Raw genomic sequence first — 16,369 nt, 5'->3', positions numbered from 1 at the left:
TGTTGAGCTGATGTGAAATTATAATCAAAAAATATGCATAAAAAATCATGCAATGGCAAACGGAAGTTACGTATTGAGGAAATTCGCCAGCAGCTGATGCCCCTGCTCGCTGAGAATGCTCTCCGGATGGAACTGCACGCCCTCGAGCGGCAGCGTACGATGGCGGAAGCCCATGATCTCATCGGCAACGCCGTCGCGCAGGCTCCAGGCGGTGACTTCAAACTCCGGCGGCAGCGTGTCGCGCGCCACAATCAGCGAGTGATAGCGCGTGACGGTCAGCGGATTATTCAGGTTGCGGAACACGCCCTGGCCGGTGTGCTGCACCGCAGAGGTTTTACCGTGCATCACCTGGCGCGCGCGCACCACCTGCGCGCCGTAGGCCTGGGCGATGGCCTGATGGCCCAGGCATACCCCGAGAACCGGCAGCCGTCCGGCAAAGTGGCGAATGGCTTCGAGCGAAATGCCGGACTGATCCGGCGTACAGGGGCCCGGCGAGATCACCAGATGACTCAGCGGCAGCGCCGTCATCTCCTCCAGCGTCATCGCATCGTTGCGCACCACGCGCACCTGCGCGCCCAGTTCACAGAAGTACTGGTAGAGATTCCAGGTAAAGGAGTCGTAGTTATCAATTAGCAGCAGCATAATGCCCTCAGGCCAGTAAAACCGCCGCTATTCTACGCATTTTAACGCGCCGGACTCACCACTTTCGCAAACTGCGCGTTGAGCGGCGCGAGATCGCCGCCGACGCCGGCGACGATGGCCTGGTGCCAGCTTTCAGGCTCCAGCGTATCCCAGTTCAGCAGATAGCCCGCGTGCAGCGCCAGCTGTTCGAAAAAGATGCGCTGTGCCCGCCCGTTACCGGCACGGAACGGATGCAGGACGTAGATTTCACAGTAGTAATGCGCGATGCGTGCCACGAAGGTCTGCGGGTCGAGGTCGCACAGGCCCTCTTCCTCTTCCAGTGCGCTCATCAGCGCATTGCCCTCGTTCTCGATATACTCGCAGTGGCAATAGGGCGTGTCGTCGCGCCAGATGTCGATGGTACGCAGTTCACCGGCCCAGCTGTAGATATCCTGAAACAGCGTGCGGTGAATGTGGCGCAGGTGCGGCAGGCCAGGCGTGGCCGGTCCGAGCGCCAGCGTGGCCAGCCGCGCCGCGCTGAATGCCAGCTCGGCTTTACGCAGCTGCGCCACGTCGTGAATTTCCAGCAGGTTTTTCAGCACGTCATCGTTGTGCCACAAATAGGGATCGCGCACCGCCAGGCTGTTATCCGCCATATTGCCTCCTCAGCGATGCCAGACGATCGTCCGCCTGGGCGCTCTCGACGGCAGGTTCATTCAGCGTATAACCGGCCAGTTTGCAGCTGGCCTGATAATTGGCCGCACGGGTTTGCTGCCACAACGTGATTTTCTGTTTTTCGGTGAGTTTGCTGCTCATAGCGCCTCCGGCAAGCAGGATGTGCCCTAAGTATAAGAGCAAATTTCAGCTTTGCCGGAGCGCGGCAGACGGCGCCACACAGGGGTGGCGCGCAGAGGGATTACGGCAGGACTTTCGCGGAAGTGATAACAATCGGTTTTGACGGCACATTCTGGTATGGCCCAACATCTTTGGTCGGCACCTGGGCGATCTTGTCGATCACATCCATGCCTTTCACTACTTTACCAAACACCGCATAGCCGAAGTCGCGCTGGCCATGGTCAAGAAAAGCGTTGTCCGCCACGTTCAGGAAGAACTGGCTGGTGGCACTGTCTTTCTCAGCGGTACGCGCCATAGAAATGGTGCCACGCAGGTTGCGCAGGCCGTTATCCGCTTCGTTTTTGATCGGCGCGTTGGTCTGCTTCTGCTGCATATCCGCCGTGAAGCCGCCGCCCTGAATCATAAAACCAGGGATCACACGATGGAAAATGGTGTTGTTGTAGAAGCCGTTATTCACGTAATCCACAAAGTTTTTTACTGAAACCGGGGCTTTCTGATTATCCAGTTCAAGTTCGATATTGCCCGCAGAGGTGGTGAGCAGCACGTGCGTATCCCCTTTCGCCGCCAGAGCCGAAGCAGATACAGAAGAGAGCGCTAACAGGGCAACCGCCGCTGTCAAAGTACGTTTAAGCATGAAAGATTCCTTACCTTGGAGAGCAAGCTCAAAAACGAGATTGATTGTAAAGAGCATGTAATACAAGAGCCAGCGTTTTACCTATATTTACGCTGATGTTGCTATCGTCATACTTTTCCCGTCGCGCAATCATTTGCGTGACGAAAATCACACTATTAATGAAATATTTCTCGCACGTTTCACTGCTTGTTTATTACGATCACAGATCCATTTACAATTCATGACACTTTTTGCCACGTCGGCGCATCACAGGTTCAGAACATGACAAACCGTAATCGCATTGGCCTTACCTGGATCAGCTTTTTCTCCTATGCGCTCACCGGCGCACTGGTGATCGTTACCGGTATGGTGCTGGATAATATTGCCCAGTATTTCCAGCTGCCCATCTCAGAGATGAGCAACACCTTCACTTTCCTTAACGCCGGTATTCTGGCGGCGGTGTTCCTGAACGCCTGGCTGATGGTGATTGTGCCACTCAAGCGCCAGCTGATCTTTGGCTTTGTGCTGATGATCCTCGCCGTGGCCGGGCTGATGACCAGCCATAACCTCACGGTGTTCTCGCTGTGCATGTTCGTGCTCGGCGTGGTCAGCGGTATCACCATGTCGATCGGCACCTTCCTGATTACCCATCTGTACGATGGTCGCCAGCGCGGTTCCCGTCTGCTGTTTACCGACTCGTTCTTTAGCATGGCCGGCACCATCTTCCCGATTATCGCGGGCATTCTGCTGGCGCGCGCGCTGCCGTGGTACTGGGTTTATGCCTGCATTGGCGTGATCTACGTGGCGATCTTTATCCTGACGCTGATGGTCGAGTTCCCGGTACTGAAGAGCGAAGCCGCGGTGCAGGGCGGCGAAAAAGAGAAGTGGGGCATCGGCGTGCTGTTCCTGTCGATCGCGGCACTGTGCTACATCCTCGGCCAGCTCGGCTTCATCTCCTGGGTACCGGAATACGCCACCAAATCGATGGGCATGGATATCGCCGCTGCCGGTCAGCTGGTCGGTAACTTCTGGACCGCCTATATGGTCGGCATGTGGGCGTTCAGCTTCCTGCTGCGCTTCTTCGACCTGCAACGCATTCTGGTGGTGCTGGCGCTGCTGGCCACCGGCCTGATGTTCTGGTTCGTGAAAACCACCGATGCCAGCATGCTGCACTGGATCATTATGTCGCTTGGTTTCTTCTCCAGCGCCATTTACACCACCATCATCACGCTGGGCTCGCTGCAGACCAAAGCGTCATCGCCGAAGCTGGTGAACTTTATCCTCACCTGCGGCACCGTCGGCACCATGCTGACCTTCGTGGTCACCGGCCCGATTGTGGCGAAAGGCGGTGCCCACGCGGCGCTGTCCACCGCAAACGCGCTGTACGCGGTGGTGTTCGTGATGTGTGTGCTGCTCGGCTTTGTCACTAAACATCGCCAGCACGCTCACCAGACTGCCTGATCCCCGAGCGGCGCGAAGCCTCGCGCCGCTATTCCCCTTCCCGCTCCCTTAACGCCGGAACGTCACCGCTTCGGTAGCACCGAGATAAATTTCACTGCTTGCCGGCTGTGTGGCCGCCACCAGCACGCCCTTACGCAGCGAATAGCGCACCGGCACCTGACGGCGCAGCGCATCGAACCCGTTATCAGCAGGCAAAATAATCAGGCTGGCCGCTTTGCCCACCTGCACGCCATAATCCGCCAGCTGCATGGTTTTGGCACTGTTGTGCGTGATGAGTTGCAGACCGCTGTCGATCTGCTCATAGCCCATCAGCTGACAGACGTGCAGCCCCATGTGCAGCACCTGCAGCATGCTGGCGGTGCCGAGCGGATACCAGGGATCGAACACATCATCATGGCCGAAGCAGACGTTGATACCCGCCTCCAGCAGCTCTTTCACCCGCGTCACGCCGCGCCGTTTCGGATAGCTGTCAAAGCGTCCCTGCAGATGAATATTCACCAGCGGATTGGCGACAAAGTTAATCTGCGACAGCTTCAGCAGGCGGAACAGCCGCGAGGTATAGGCGTTATTGTACGAATGCATCGCCGTGGTGTGGCTGGCGGTGACGCGCGCGCCCATGCCTTCACGGTGCGCCAGCGCCGCCACGGTCTCGACAAAGCGCGATTGCTCATCATCAATCTCGTCACAGTGCACGTCCACCAGCCGGTCATAGCGCTGCGCCAGCGCAAACGCCTTGTGCAGTGATTCGACGCCATATTCGCGGGTAAATTCATAATGCGGGATCGCGCCCACCACGTCGGCACCGAGGCGCAGCGCCTCTTCCAGCAGCGCTTCGCCGTTGGGATAAGAGAGAATGCCTTCCTGCGGAAAGGCCACGATCTGGATATCGATCCACGGCGCCATCTCCGCTTTCACCTCCAGCATCGCGGTTAAGGCGGTCAGCGTGGGATCGGACACATCCACGTGGGTGCGCACGTGCTGAATGCCGTTGGCAATTTGCCACTTCAGCGTCTGCCGCGCGCGCTGTTTCACATCCTCATGGCTGAGCAGCGCCTTGCGTTCAGCCCAGCGCTCAATGCCTTCAAACAGCGTGCCGGACTGATTCCACGCCGGTTCGCCAGCGGTTTGCGTGGTGTCGAGATGAATATGCGGCTCGATAAACGGCGCGCTCGCCAGGCCACCGGCGGCATCCAGCGCATCCGACTGGGCGGCCGCGTGCGGCGGCTGCGGAATGATGGCGCTGATGTTGCCGTGGCGAATTTCGATCTGCCATAAACCCGGTTGGCCTGCCAGGCGCAGGTTGTTTATCCACTTAAACGCTTGCTGGGTCATATCCTTCTCCGCTGAAAACGCAACATCTTAAGCTAGCACGAAAAACGGCCGCGCCGCTGGCAACTTTTCTGCCGCCATTGGGTAATTTTCAACCAAATAAAAGACTTAGATAAAAACGCGTAAAATCAGCAACATACCTCTAAATGGGTATATAAAGCCGCAGTTGATGTACGTCAATAAGCGCCAGAAACAGCGCGCTAAGGTAGGCGCAGATCCCGCAAATTTTGAGGCAAGCATGAGCAAGCACAGTGTCGTTATTATTGGCAACGGCATGGTTGGCCACCGCTTTATCGAAGAACTGATCGACAAAGCCGCCCCTGAGCAGTTCGCGATAACCGTTTTCTGTGAAGAGCCCCGCGTCGCCTATGACCGCGTCCATCTCTCCGCCTATTTTTCCCACCACACCGCCGAAGAACTCTCACTGGTGCGCGAAGGCTACTACGAAAAGCATCAGGTCAATCTGCTGCTCGGCGAGCGCGCCATTACCCTCAACCGTGAGGAAAAGCTGATTCACTCCAACACCGGTCGTGCGGTGCATTACGACACGCTGATTCTGGCCACCGGTTCTTATCCGTGGATCCCGCCGATCGCCGGCGCGGAGGGCAGCGACTGCTTTGTCTATCGCACCATCGAAGATCTCAACGCGATAGAAGCCTGCGCGCGCCGCAGCAAACGCGGTGCGGTGATTGGCGGCGGTCTGCTCGGACTGGAAGCGGCGGGCGCGCTGAAAAATCTCGGCATTGAAACGCACGTGGTTGAGTTTGCACCGGTGCTGATGGCGGAACAGCTGGATACACAGGGCGGCGCACAGCTGCGGCGTAAGATCGAACAGATGGGCGTGCAGGTCCATACCGGCAAAAATACCCGGCAGATTGTGCATCACGCTAAAGGCGGTAAAACGCTGGAGTTCGCCGATGGCAGCGCGCTGGACGTCGACTTCATCGTGTTCTCCACCGGCATTCGTCCGCAGGACAAGCTGGCGCAACAGTGCGGCCTGGCGCTCGGTCAGCGCGGTGGCGTTGCCATCAACGATCGCTGCCAGACCAGCGATGCGGCGATCTACGCGATTGGGGAATGCGCCGCCTGGCAGGATCGGATTTACGGTCTGGTGGCGCCGGGCTACAAAATGGCGCAGGTCGCCAGCGATGCGCTGGTTGGGCGTGACAGCGTCTTTGCCGGTGCCGATATGAGCGCCAAACTCAAGCTGCTGGGCGTGGATGTCGGCGGCATTGGCGATGCGCATGGCCGCACGCCAGGCGCGCGCAGTTACATCTGGCTCGATGAACAGCAGCACGTATATAAGCGCCTGATCGTCAGCGAAGACAACAAAACTCTGCTCGGCGCGGTGCTGGTGGGCGACACCAGCGACTACGGCAATCTGCTGCAGCTGGCGCTCAATCACATCCCCTTACCGGAAAACCCGGCGCTGCTGATTCTGCCGGCGGGCAGCGGCGAAAAACCGGCGCTGGGCGTCGATTCGCTGCCGGACAGCGCGCAGATCTGCTCCTGCTTTGACGTCAGCAAAGGCGATATCGTTAACGCGGTGCAGGCGGGCTGCCACACCGTGGCGGCGCTGAAAGCCGAAACCCGCGCCGGTACCGGCTGCGGCGGCTGTATCCCGTTGATTACGCAGGTGCTGAACGCTGAGCTGAGCCGTCAGGGCATCGAAGTTAACCATCACCTGTGCGAGCATTTCGCCTATTCGCGCCAGGAGCTGTATCACCTGATCCGCGTGGAGGAGATCAAGTCGTTTGACGCGCTGCTGGCGAAGTATGGCCAGGGTTACGGCTGTGAAGTGTGTAAACCGACCGTCGGATCGCTGCTGGCCTCCTGCTGGAACGAATACATCCTCAAGCCGCAGCACACGCCGCTGCAGGACAGCAACGATCTCTATCTCGGCAACATCCAGAAAGATGGCACCTACTCGGTGATTCCGCGCACCGCCGGCGGTGAAATCACGCCGCAGGGACTGATGACGCTGGGCGAAGTGGCGCGGCAATACAACCTTTACACCAAAATCACCGGCTCACAGCGCATCGGCCTGTTTGGGGCGCAGCGCGACGACCTGCCGGCGATCTGGTCACAGCTGATTGCCGCCGGCTTTGAAACCGGACAGGCTTACGCCAAAGCGCTGCGCATGGCGAAAACCTGCGTCGGCAGCAGCTGGTGCCGCTATGGCGTTGGCGACAGCCTCGGCTTCGGCATTGAGCTGGAAAACCGCTACAAAGGCATCCGCACGCCGCACAAGATGAAGTTTGGCGTCTCTGGCTGTACCCGTGAATGCGCCGAAGCGCAGGGCAAAGATGTCGGCGTCATCGCCACCGAAAAAGGCTGGAACCTGTACGTGTGCGGCAACGGCGGCATGAAACCGCGCCACGCCGATCTGCTGGCGGCTGACCTCGACCGCGACACGCTGCTGCAGTATCTCGACCGCTTCATGATGTTTTACATCCGCACCGGCGACCGGCTGCAGCGCACTTCGCTGTGGCTGGAGAGCATGGACGGCGGCATCGACTATCTGCGCAGCGTGATTATCGACGACCGGCTCGGCCTTAACGCGCAGCTGGAGCAGGAGCTGACGCGTCTGCGCGCTGACGTCCGCTGTGAATGGACCGCCACGGTGAACGACCCGCAGCAGCAGGCGCACTTCGCCACGTTTGTTAACAGCCCGCAGCGCGACCCGCTGGTGCAGCACGTCAGTGAACGCGAGCAGCATCGCCCGGCGCGGCCGGCGGAGCGCATCGCTATTACCCTGATCGAGGAGGCTGACGCATGAGCCAGTGGTACACCGTGTGTGAACTCACACAAATCCTGCCCGCTACCGGCGTGTGCGCGCTGGTTAACGGCCAGCAGATCGCCATCTTTCGCCCGCGCGACGATGCGCAGCTGTACGCCCTGAGCAACATCGACCCGTTTGCTGAGGCCAGCGTGTTATCGCGCGGCCTGATCGCCGAACACCAGCACACGCTGTGGGTCGCCAGCCCGCTGAAAAAACAGCGTTTTCGCCTGAGCGATGGCGTTTGTCTGGAAGATGAAAGCCGCTCGGTGGCGAGCTATGCGGTGCGCGTCAGCAACGGCCAGGTCGAAGTCTGCGCCTGACAGAATTCCTTCACTTTATGAGACGTCACTATGTTTTCTGACACCCTGAACACCTGCGCCGCCAATGCGGCGCGCATTGTACGCACCGCACAGCACAGCCCGCTGGCCTTCTGGATCGGATCGGCGATGGCCGGCGCTTACGTTGGCCTGGCGATCATCCTGATCTTCACCCTCGGCAACCTGGCGGACCCGGCGTATCGTCCACTGCTGATGGGCGCCACCTTCGGTATTGCCCTGACGCTGGTGATCATCGCCGGTTCCGAGCTGTTTACCGGTCATACCATGTTCCTCACCGTGGGCGTCAAAGCCGGCACCATCAGCCACGGTCAGATGTGGTGTGTGCTGCCGCAAACCTGGCTGGGTAACCTGATCGGCTCGGTGTTTGTCGCCCTGCTCTACTACTACGCCGCTGGTGCGCTGCTGCCGAACGCCGGTTCGCTGATCCACAGCATGGCGCTGGCGAAAACCACGCAGACGGCGATGGCGCTGTTCTTTAAAGGCGCGCTGTGCAACTGGCTGGTGTGTCTGGCAATCTGGATGGCGGTGCGCAGCGAAGGGGCCGCGAAGTTCATCGCCATCTGGTGGTGCCTGCTGGCGTTTATCGCCTCCGGCTACGAGCACTCCATCGCCAACATGACGGTATTTGCGCTGTCGTGGTTTGGCCAGCACAGCGCCGACCTGACGCTGAGCGGCATCGGCCACAACCTGCTGTGGGTAACGCTCGGCAATATGTTCTCCGGCATGGTGCTGATGGGCCTCGGCTACTGGTATGCCACGCCGCAGGCGCAGCGCCCGCAGACGCAAGCCCAGGCTTCGCCGCTGAAATCGGTATAATCCCTTCCACAGCCCGCACCGTGCGGGCTTTTTTTCAGGATTCGTTATGGATTACTTTCCGCTGTTTTGTCGGCTGCAAGGCAAGCGTTGTTTACTGGTTGGCGCAGGCGATGTGGCTGAACGCAAAGCGCGTTTGCTGCTGGAGGCCGGCGCAGAGCTGTACGTCGGCGCGCGGGATTTTTCCCCGGCATTTCAGCTGTGGGCTCAACAGGGAAAAGTGACGTTACTGCACGGCGCCTTTGCCGATGACTGGCTGGATGAATGCTGGCTGGCGATTGCGGCCACCAGCGATGATGCCGTCAATCAGCAGGTGGCTGACGCCGCCGAACAGCGCCGCCTCTTCTGTAACCTGGTGGATGCGCCGCAGCAGGCCAGCGCCATTATGCCGTCGATCGTCGACCGCTCGCCGCTGATGATCGCCGTCTCTTCCGGTGGCCGCGCGCCGGTGCTGGCGCGTCTGCTGCGCGAGAAGCTGGAGGCAATGCTGCCCCAGCATCTCGGCGAACTGGCTGCGCTGGCGGGCTCACTGCGCGAGCGCGTGAAGCAGCATTTTAGCGCCATGGCGCCACGCCGCGCCTTCTGGGAGCGCTTCTTTGCCAGCGATCGGCTGGCCCAAACGCTGGCCAACGGCGATCGGGCACGCGCTGCCGCACAGGTCGATGCCTTGTTTGCGGCGCCGCTGACGCAGCAGGGCGAAGTCGTGCTGGTCGGCGCCGGGCCGGGTGATGCCGGTCTGCTGACGCTGAAAGGGTTGCAGGCTATCCAGCAGGCTGATGTGGTGGTGTATGACCGGCTGGTATCGGAGCCGATTCTTAATCTGGTGCGGCGCGATGCCGAACGCCTCTTCGTGGGTAAACAGGCGGGTCATCACTGCGTGCCGCAGGAACAAATCAACCAGCTGCTGCTGGAGCAGGCGCAGCGCGGCAAGCGTGTGGTGCGCCTCAAAGGCGGCGATCCCTTTATTTTTGGCCGCGGCGGCGAAGAGCTGGAGGTGCTGGCGCAGCATAACATCCCGTTCAGCGTGGTGCCGGGCATCACCGCCGCCTCCGGCTGTGCCGCCTACAGCGGAATTCCCCTCACCCACCGCGACCATGCCCAGAGCGTTCGCTTCGTCACCGGTCATCTGCAGCAGCACGGCGAAATGGAGTGGGGCAAACTGGCGGCGGAGCAGCAGACGCTGGTGTTTTATATGGGCCTCAGCCAGGCGGCCGACATTCAGCAGCAGTTGTTACGGCACGGGATGGACGCAGCGATGCCGGTGGCTATCGTGCAGCACGGCACCACGCCGCAGCAGCGCGTCGCCTGCGCCACGCTGCAGGAGCTGGCGACGCTGGCACAGCAGTTTGCCAGTCCGGCGCTGATCATTGTGGGCCGCGTGGTCAGCCTGCGCACGCAGCTGCGCTGGTTCTGATGCGGTAAAATACTGTACAGCGCTGCGCTTTGCCGCCAGACTGAGCAGCCGAATCAATCACAAGGAGTTTCCATGCGCATTATTTCTCTGGCCGCGGCGCTGCTGATGCCGCTGAGCGTGGCGGTGAGTGCCGCCCCGGTGACGTGGTCAACGGTCACGGGCGAATGGCAGGTGGTTGCCGTGACGCCGAAAAAGGAGAACGGCCAGATTTACATCAAAAACGATCCGCAGTTTATGGGCGCGCGCGTGGCGTTTAAACCCAATGCGATCAGCTGGACGCGCGGCACTGCCGAACGCGGCATCAATCCGGCGACCGACAATTGCCAGGGCAAACCGCGCCTGAGCGCCGCCAGCGGGGCCGGACAGGATCGTGATTTCAGCTTTCGCTATGGCTTCAACGTGCACTGTGGCAATCAGGCGTGGGGACCGGCACCGGGCGCGGTACTGAGCGTGCTGGCCGACGGCAATGCGCGGCTATTCTGGGATGGCGCAGAGCTGACGCTGCATCGGGTGAAGTAAAGCCTGCGGGGCGCGTTGTGCTGCGCCCCGGCAAACCGGCTTATGGCTGCGCCACGAAGCCTACGGCGTCATACACTTTCTTCAGCGTTTCCTGGGCATGCGCACGGGCTTTCGCTGCGCCATCGCGCATCACCTGGTTGAGGAACGCCTCGTCATTGCGGAAACGATGATAACGCTCCTGCAGCTCAGTCAGCATCTCAGACACAGCATCTGCCACCGCGCCTTTAAGGTGACCATACATTTTGCCTTCGAACTCCTGCTCCAGCTGCGCAATCGACTTACCGGTCACGCCTGACAGAATATCCAGCAGGTTAGACACGCCCGCTTTCTCTTTAATGTCGTAGCGCACCACCGGCGGCTCTTCCGAGTCGGTCACTGCGCGCTTAATCTTCTTCACCACCGATTTGGTGTCTTCCAGCAGACCAATCACGTTGTTGCGGTTGTCATCGGATTTCGACATCTTCTTCGTCGGCTCCAGCAGTGACATCACGCGCGCGCCGGACTTCGGAATAAACGGCTCAGGAATTTTAAACACGTCGCCGTACAGCGCATTGAAGCGCGCGGCGATATCGCGGCTCAGCTCAAGGTGCTGCTTCTGGTCTTCGCCGACCGGCACCTGGTTAGTCTGATACAGCAGAATATCGGCCGCCATCAGCACCGGATAATCGAACAGACCGGCGTTGATGTTCTCTTCGTAACGTGCCGATTTGTCCTTGAACTGCGTCATGCGGCTCAGTTCGCCGAAGTAGGCGTAGCAGTTCAGTACCCAGCTCAGCTGGGCGTGCTCCGGTACGTGCGACTGCACGAAGATGGTGCTTTTTTCCGGATCGATACCGCAGGCAAGGTACAGCGCCAGCGTATCCAGCGTGGCTTTGCGCAGCGCGGCCGGGTCCTGACGAACGGTGATGGCGTGCAGATCGACGATGCAGTAAATGCAGTGGAAATCATCCTGCATCTGCACCCACTGACGCAGCGCACCCATGTAGTTGCCAATGGTCAGTTCACCGGAAGGCTGGGCGCCGCTGAAAACGATGGGTTTGCTCATGTTATGTCCTGATAATCACAGCCCGAGAACGGGCAAAAGTTCGCTAAAAGTATCGAGAGTTAAATCGGGCTGGCTGGTGGCAATCGGCTCACCGTAGTTGTAGCCGAAGGTCATCGCAACGTTTGGCACGCCCGCCGCCTGGGCAGCGAGAATATCATTGCGCGAATCACCGACAAACAGCAATTGTCCTGGAAGCACGCCGAAACGGCCGAGAACGAGGAAAATCGCCGCCGGATGTGGTTTTTTCACCACCACATCGTCGCCGCCGATGATCAGAGAAAAGTAGTCGGCAATGCCGAGCGACTGCAGCAGCGGAGCAACAAACGGTGTGGGTTTGTTGGTGACGATGGCCAGCGGCAGACCGCTGGCATGCAGCGCAGCCAGCGTCTCCTGCACCTGTGGAAACAGCGTACTGCCGGCTTCCACCGTTGCGGCGTAATGTTTGTCGAACAGCGCACGCGCGTCGCGCTGCTCGTCGGCCTGCGGCTCACGGCCCAGCGCCCAGCTAAGCGCCCGCGCCATCATGATGTCCGCACCGTTGCCAATCCAGGTTGAGACGCGCTCAACGCCTGCGGGCGGCAGCTGCAAATCGGCCAGCGCCAGATCGATCGCCTGTGCCAGGCCTGGCGCGCTGTGCACCAGCGTGCCATCGAGATCGAACGCCAGCGCGCGGATATCAGTGAAATGAGCCATTAACTTTCTCCAGTTCGCTGCGCATCTCATCGATCACCTTCTTGTAATCCGGATGACCGAAGATCGCCGAGCCGGCAACAAACATATCAGCCCCGGCCGCCGCGATCTGACCGATGTTATCGATCTTCACGCCGCCATCCACTTCCAGACGGATTTGGTAACCGCTCTGGTCAATGCGACGACGCGCTTCGCGCAGTTTATCCAGCGTGCCCGGAATAAAGGACTGGCCGCCGAAGCCGGGGTTGACCGACATCAGCAGAATGATGTCGAGCTTATCCATCACGTAATCGAGATAGCTGAGCGGCGTTGCCGGATTGAACACCAGACCGGCCTTACAGCCGTGCTCTTTGATCAGCTGCAGCGTACGGTCAACGTGCTCGCTGGCTTCGGGATGGAAAGTAATGAAGCTGGCACCCGCTTTGGCGAATTCCGGGATCAGCGCATCGACCGGTTTGACCATCAGATGCACATCGATGGGCGCGGTGATGCCGTAATCGCGCAGCGCTTTCAGCACCATTGGCCCCATGGTCAGATTGGGAACATAGTGGTTATCCATCACATCGAAATGCACCACGTCGCCACCGGCTTCCAGCGCTTTAGCGGTATCTTCGCCCAGGCGGGCAAAATCAGCGGCAAGGATTGATGGGGCCAGTAAAAATTGTTTCATCCGAATCTCCCAATTTTGTGCGCCAGCCGGAGCTGGCGTGATGCGTTGGTCGCGGACGAAACAGGCTAGCGGAAAAGCGCCAGCAGTTCGTCAACCTGAGTGCGACCACTTATGCTTCGGCTGATGGAACGCCGGGCTTTAACTACGTGTAAATCCGCATGCTGATACCACTCGCGCGTCAGCAGGGTATCGTGGTTTGAAATCAGTACCGGGATGCGGCTCTCCTGCGCCAGCTTACTGGCCAGTTCCGCCAGATGCTGCTGCTCGCGCAGGCTAAAGCTGTTGGTGTGGTAAGCGGTAAAATTAGCCGTCGCCGACAGCGGCGCGTACGGCGGATCGCAATAAACCACTGAGCCTGCAGGGGCGTTGCCCAGAGTAACATCGTACGATTCACAGACAAAGGTGGCTTTTTGCGCGCGCTCGGCGAACCATAACAGTTCGGCTTCCGGGAAGTACGGCTTACGATAGCGACCAAAGGGCACATTAAATTCACCGCGCAGATTGTAACGGCACAGGCCGTTGTAACCGTGGCGGTTAAGATAAAGAAACAGCACGGCGCGCTGATAGGTATCCGTGCTGGCGTTGAACGCCGTACGCTGGGCGTAATAGGTTTCCGCCGTATTGCCGCTGGCGCTGAACAGCTGGCGCGCGTCTTCAATAAACGAGGCGGTGCGCGTTTTGACGATATTGTAGAGATTAATCAGATCACCGTTGATGTCCGCCAGGTGATAACGGTCATAATCGGTGTTGAGGAATACGGAACCGGCGCCGACAAAAGGTTCGATTAAACAATCACCTTGTGGCAGATGACGACGGATATCGTCAAGCAGCGGGTATTTCCCTCCGGCCCATTTCAGGAAAGCGCGATTTTTCTTCATGCTGTCGTGGCTATTACATCTTAATTATTGGCTGTGGCGAAACCGACAGCAGATCTGCGCTTAGAACGGGGCCGCAGCAGCGCGGCCCCACATCACTTACTGGCTCTCTTTCTTCACCTGGCTGAGCGGTTTAACCCACGGGTTCGCCGCACGCACTTCCGCCGGCAGTGAAGCTACTGCACGTTTGGCTTCGGCCGGTGTGGCATAAGCGCCGCTCACCAGCACGTACCACGGCTGGCCGTTACGCGTGGTTTTATACACGTGATAACCGCTCAGATTCTGTTTCTTCGCCCAGGCGTTCAGGCTCGCTTCTTTCGACGCACCGCTCAGCTGCAGCGTGTAGTTGCCGCCCGATGGCAGCGACTTGCTGGCACCGCCACTGCTGGCCGGCGCGCTGTTGTGCGCGGTGGTGGTGTGCGTTTTGTTCTCTTTCACTGCGGCCGGTTTGCTGGCAGCCGGGGTTCTGTGGCTGCTGCCGCTGCTGGCACCGAGGCTGCGCGGTGGCGTCTCAGCGCGTACCGCCGGCGGCGTGACCGCTTTGCCGGCGCTACCGCTGACCGTTGCCGGTGCGGTAGGCAGCGAACTGTTGCCCTGTGCGCCCTGCGCCGCGGCATCAACGGAACCCTGCTGATTATTCAGCGCGGTATTGAGATCGCCCGGCAGCGTTACGCGCTGCTGGTTGGCCGGTGTGTCAACCGGGGCTGCCTGAGTCGGCGTGGAGGAGACAGACGGCATGGAGATGGACTGACCGTCACTGCCAGCGGGTGCGGCGTTACCGGCGGTATTCTGCGGCGCACTGCCCTCAGCCGACGGCGTGGCATTCTGCTGGCCGCTCATGGCGGTTGAACCTGACAGGTCGATATTCTTTTCACTGCCGCCGCCAGCTGGTGCCGCGCTACCGGTGCTGGCGCTGTTGCTGGCCGGTTTTTTCTCGTCCGGGCCGGTCAGCGCGGAGCCAATGCCCAGCACCAGAATCAGCAGCACCAGAATGCCGATACCCATCATCATATGCTGACGGGAAACCGGTACTTTCGCTTTCGGCGCAGAAGACGATTTGCGAGGCCGCGTGGGACGGCGGTCACTGGCGTCAGGTTTTAACTCGTCTTCCGGTTTGAACTCATCCATTTAGCCTCCTCCGTAAAACGGCACGCTTCCCACGTGCCGCATCACTGCTCACTGTTCCCCCGCCGGACAGCAGCCCGACGTAGTCCGGGGATAATCAAGATACTTTGCAATCGTTAATCGCAGCCAGCACCATATCATGCGCCACGCCGCCACGCACTTCGGAGCGGCCAATAGCGAGAGGCAGCACCAGACGCAGCTCGCCGCCGAGCACTTTTTTATCGCGCATCATGTGCGGCAGATAGGCCTCTGCCGTCATGCTGGCCGGGCCGTTAACCGGCAGGCCAGCACGCTGCAGCAGCGCAATAATGCGGTCAGTATCGGCAGCGCTGAACTGACTCAGACGCTCAGCAGTGCGCGCCGCCATCACCATGCCCGCCGCAACCGCTTCACCGTGCAACCAGTTGCCGTAACCCATATGCGCTTCAATCGCATGGCCAAAAGTATGACCGAGATTGAGCAGCGCACGCAGGCCGGTTTCACGCTCGTCGGCCGCCACCACGTCGGCTTTCAGCTCGCAGCAGCGGCGAATGCAGTAAGCCATGGCGGTGTTATCCAGCGCCAGCAGCGCATCAAGATTCTGCTCCAGCCACTGGAAAAATTCACCGTCGAGAATGATGCCGTATTTGATCACTTCCGCCAGACCGGAGGCCAGCTCGCGCGGCGGCAGCGTAGTGAGGCAGTCGGTATCGACCACCACCGAAGCCGGCTGGTAGAAAGCACCGATCATGTTTTTACCGAGGGGATGGTTCACCGCAGTTTTGCCCCCGACCGAGGAGTCAACCTGCGACAGCAAGGTGGTCGGCACCTGAATAAAGCGTACGCCGCGCTGGTAGCTGGCGGCCGCAAAACCGGTCAGATCGCCAATCACGCCACCGCCCAGCGCAATCAGCGTGGTGTCACGGCCGTGCGGCTTCTGCAGTAGTGCGGTGAAAACCTCGTCCATCACCGCCAGCGTTTTGTACTGCTCACCGTCGGGCAGAATCACCTGATCCACTTTCACCCCGGCGTTGCTCAGCAGCGTCGCGAGTTTGTCCAGATAGATCGGTGCCAGCGTCTGATTCGTCACCAGCATGGCATTGTCGCCGGCTTTCAGCGGCCAAAAAGAAGCCGGATCGTTAAACAGTCCGGCAGCGATGGTGATGGGGTAACTGCGATCCCCCAGTGAGACAGTGATCTTCTCCATGATGACCGATACCTATTGCTGAGCCCTCAGGGT

Annotated in this window: 17 protein-coding genes; 6 read left to right on the top strand and 11 right to left on the bottom strand. The window is 59.7% G+C overall.

What is annotated here, in order from left to right; genetic code table 11:
* Positions 1–66 precede the first annotated feature (66 nt).
* The 4 genes from CBW22_RS22725 to ppiA form a co-directional block, all read right to left on the bottom strand.
* Positions 67–642, bottom strand: a complete 576-nt coding sequence (locus CBW22_RS22725; protein ID WP_088517938.1) for an aminodeoxychorismate synthase component II — start codon at positions 640–642, stop codon at positions 67–69.
* Positions 643–683: 41 nt separating this feature from the next.
* A complete protein-coding gene (locus CBW22_RS22720) occupies positions 684–1,277 on the bottom strand; it encodes a putative adenosine monophosphate-protein transferase Fic (protein ID WP_021313655.1) in 594 nt (197 codons plus the stop codon).
* Complete coding sequence (locus tag CBW22_RS22715) at positions 1,267–1,437, bottom strand: YhfG family protein (RefSeq protein ID WP_021507436.1); 171 nt, start codon at positions 1,435–1,437, stop codon at positions 1,267–1,269. Before CBW22_RS22715 ends, CBW22_RS22720 begins: the two co-directional genes overlap by 11 nt.
* A 100-nt stretch (positions 1,438–1,537) precedes the next feature.
* Complete coding sequence (gene ppiA, locus CBW22_RS22710; protein ID WP_021507435.1) at positions 1,538–2,110, bottom strand: peptidylprolyl isomerase A; 573 nt, start codon at positions 2,108–2,110, stop codon at positions 1,538–1,540.
* Positions 2,111–2,371: 261 nt separating this feature from the next.
* Here ppiA and tsgA point away from each other — a divergent pair, with 261 nt between their 5' ends.
* Positions 2,372–3,550: an MFS transporter TsgA gene (gene tsgA, locus CBW22_RS22705; RefSeq protein ID WP_021507434.1), complete on the top strand. Its 1,179-nt coding sequence runs from the start codon at positions 2,372–2,374 to the stop codon at positions 3,548–3,550.
* A gap of 48 nt (positions 3,551–3,598) precedes the next feature.
* Here the strand turns inward: tsgA and CBW22_RS22700 are convergent, their stop codons facing one another.
* Positions 3,599–4,882, bottom strand: a complete 1,284-nt coding sequence (locus CBW22_RS22700; RefSeq protein WP_088517937.1) for a cytosine deaminase — start codon at positions 4,880–4,882, stop codon at positions 3,599–3,601.
* A 235-nt stretch (positions 4,883–5,117) separates the two neighbouring features.
* On the opposite strand from CBW22_RS22700, the gene nirB reads away from it, so the two are divergent.
* From nirB to CBW22_RS22675, 5 genes are all read left to right on the top strand, one after another.
* Positions 5,118–7,658, top strand: a complete 2,541-nt coding sequence (gene nirB / locus CBW22_RS22695) for a nitrite reductase large subunit NirB (RefSeq protein ID WP_088517949.1) — start codon at positions 5,118–5,120, stop codon at positions 7,656–7,658.
* Positions 7,655–7,981, top strand: a complete 327-nt coding sequence (nirD, locus tag CBW22_RS22690) for a nitrite reductase small subunit NirD (protein WP_021507431.1) — start codon at positions 7,655–7,657, stop codon at positions 7,979–7,981. Before nirB ends, nirD begins: the two co-directional genes overlap by 4 nt.
* Before the next feature lie 30 nt (positions 7,982–8,011).
* Positions 8,012–8,815 carry a nitrite transporter NirC gene (gene nirC, locus CBW22_RS22685; RefSeq protein WP_088517936.1) on the top strand — a complete coding sequence of 268 codons (804 nt, stop codon included), beginning with the start codon at positions 8,012–8,014 and terminating at the stop codon, positions 8,813–8,815.
* Positions 8,816–8,861: 46 nt separating this feature from the next.
* On the top strand, positions 8,862–10,226 hold the full coding sequence (gene cysG, locus CBW22_RS22680) for a siroheme synthase CysG (protein ID WP_088517935.1): 1,365 nt from the start codon (positions 8,862–8,864) through the stop codon (positions 10,224–10,226).
* A 72-nt stretch (positions 10,227–10,298) separates the two neighbouring features.
* Positions 10,299–10,745, top strand: coding sequence for a hypothetical protein (locus tag CBW22_RS22675; protein ID WP_058759299.1), 447 nt, complete (start codon positions 10,299–10,301; stop codon positions 10,743–10,745).
* Positions 10,746–10,785: 40 nt separating this feature from the next.
* Here the strand turns inward: CBW22_RS22675 and trpS are convergent, their stop codons facing one another.
* From trpS to aroB, 6 genes are all read right to left on the bottom strand, one after another.
* Positions 10,786–11,790, bottom strand: coding sequence for a tryptophan--tRNA ligase (gene trpS, locus CBW22_RS22670; RefSeq protein ID WP_058770971.1), 1,005 nt, complete (start codon positions 11,788–11,790; stop codon positions 10,786–10,788).
* Between the two features lie 15 nt (positions 11,791–11,805).
* Positions 11,806–12,483: a phosphoglycolate phosphatase gene (locus CBW22_RS22665; RefSeq protein ID WP_021507426.1), complete on the bottom strand. Its 678-nt coding sequence runs from the start codon at positions 12,481–12,483 to the stop codon at positions 11,806–11,808.
* On the bottom strand, positions 12,467–13,150 hold the full coding sequence (rpe, locus tag CBW22_RS22660; protein WP_021507425.1) for a ribulose-phosphate 3-epimerase: 684 nt from the start codon (positions 13,148–13,150) through the stop codon (positions 12,467–12,469). The genes CBW22_RS22665 and rpe overlap by 17 nt, the downstream gene beginning before the upstream one ends.
* A gap of 65 nt (positions 13,151–13,215) precedes the next feature.
* Entirely contained in the window at positions 13,216–14,028 is an 813-nt protein-coding gene (dam, locus tag CBW22_RS22655) for an adenine-specific DNA-methyltransferase (RefSeq protein ID WP_021507424.1), read from the bottom strand.
* Positions 14,029–14,124: 96 nt separating this feature from the next.
* Positions 14,125–15,153 carry an SPOR domain-containing protein gene (locus CBW22_RS22650; protein ID WP_088517934.1) on the bottom strand — a complete coding sequence of 343 codons (1,029 nt, stop codon included), beginning with the start codon at positions 15,151–15,153 and terminating at the stop codon, positions 14,125–14,127.
* 94 nt (positions 15,154–15,247) lie between these two features.
* Positions 15,248–16,336, bottom strand: coding sequence for a 3-dehydroquinate synthase (gene aroB / locus CBW22_RS22645; RefSeq protein ID WP_088517933.1), 1,089 nt, complete (start codon positions 16,334–16,336; stop codon positions 15,248–15,250).
* Positions 16,337–16,369: the final 33 nt, after the last annotated feature.

Origin of the sequence: Pantoea sp. VS1 (genome assembly GCF_002207995.1) — a bacterium.
Classification (GTDB): Bacteria; Pseudomonadota; Gammaproteobacteria; order Enterobacterales; family Enterobacteriaceae; genus Pantoea; species Pantoea dispersa.
Note: the sequence above shows the minus strand (reverse complement) of the source record. Positions and strands in the feature narration are given on the sequence as shown.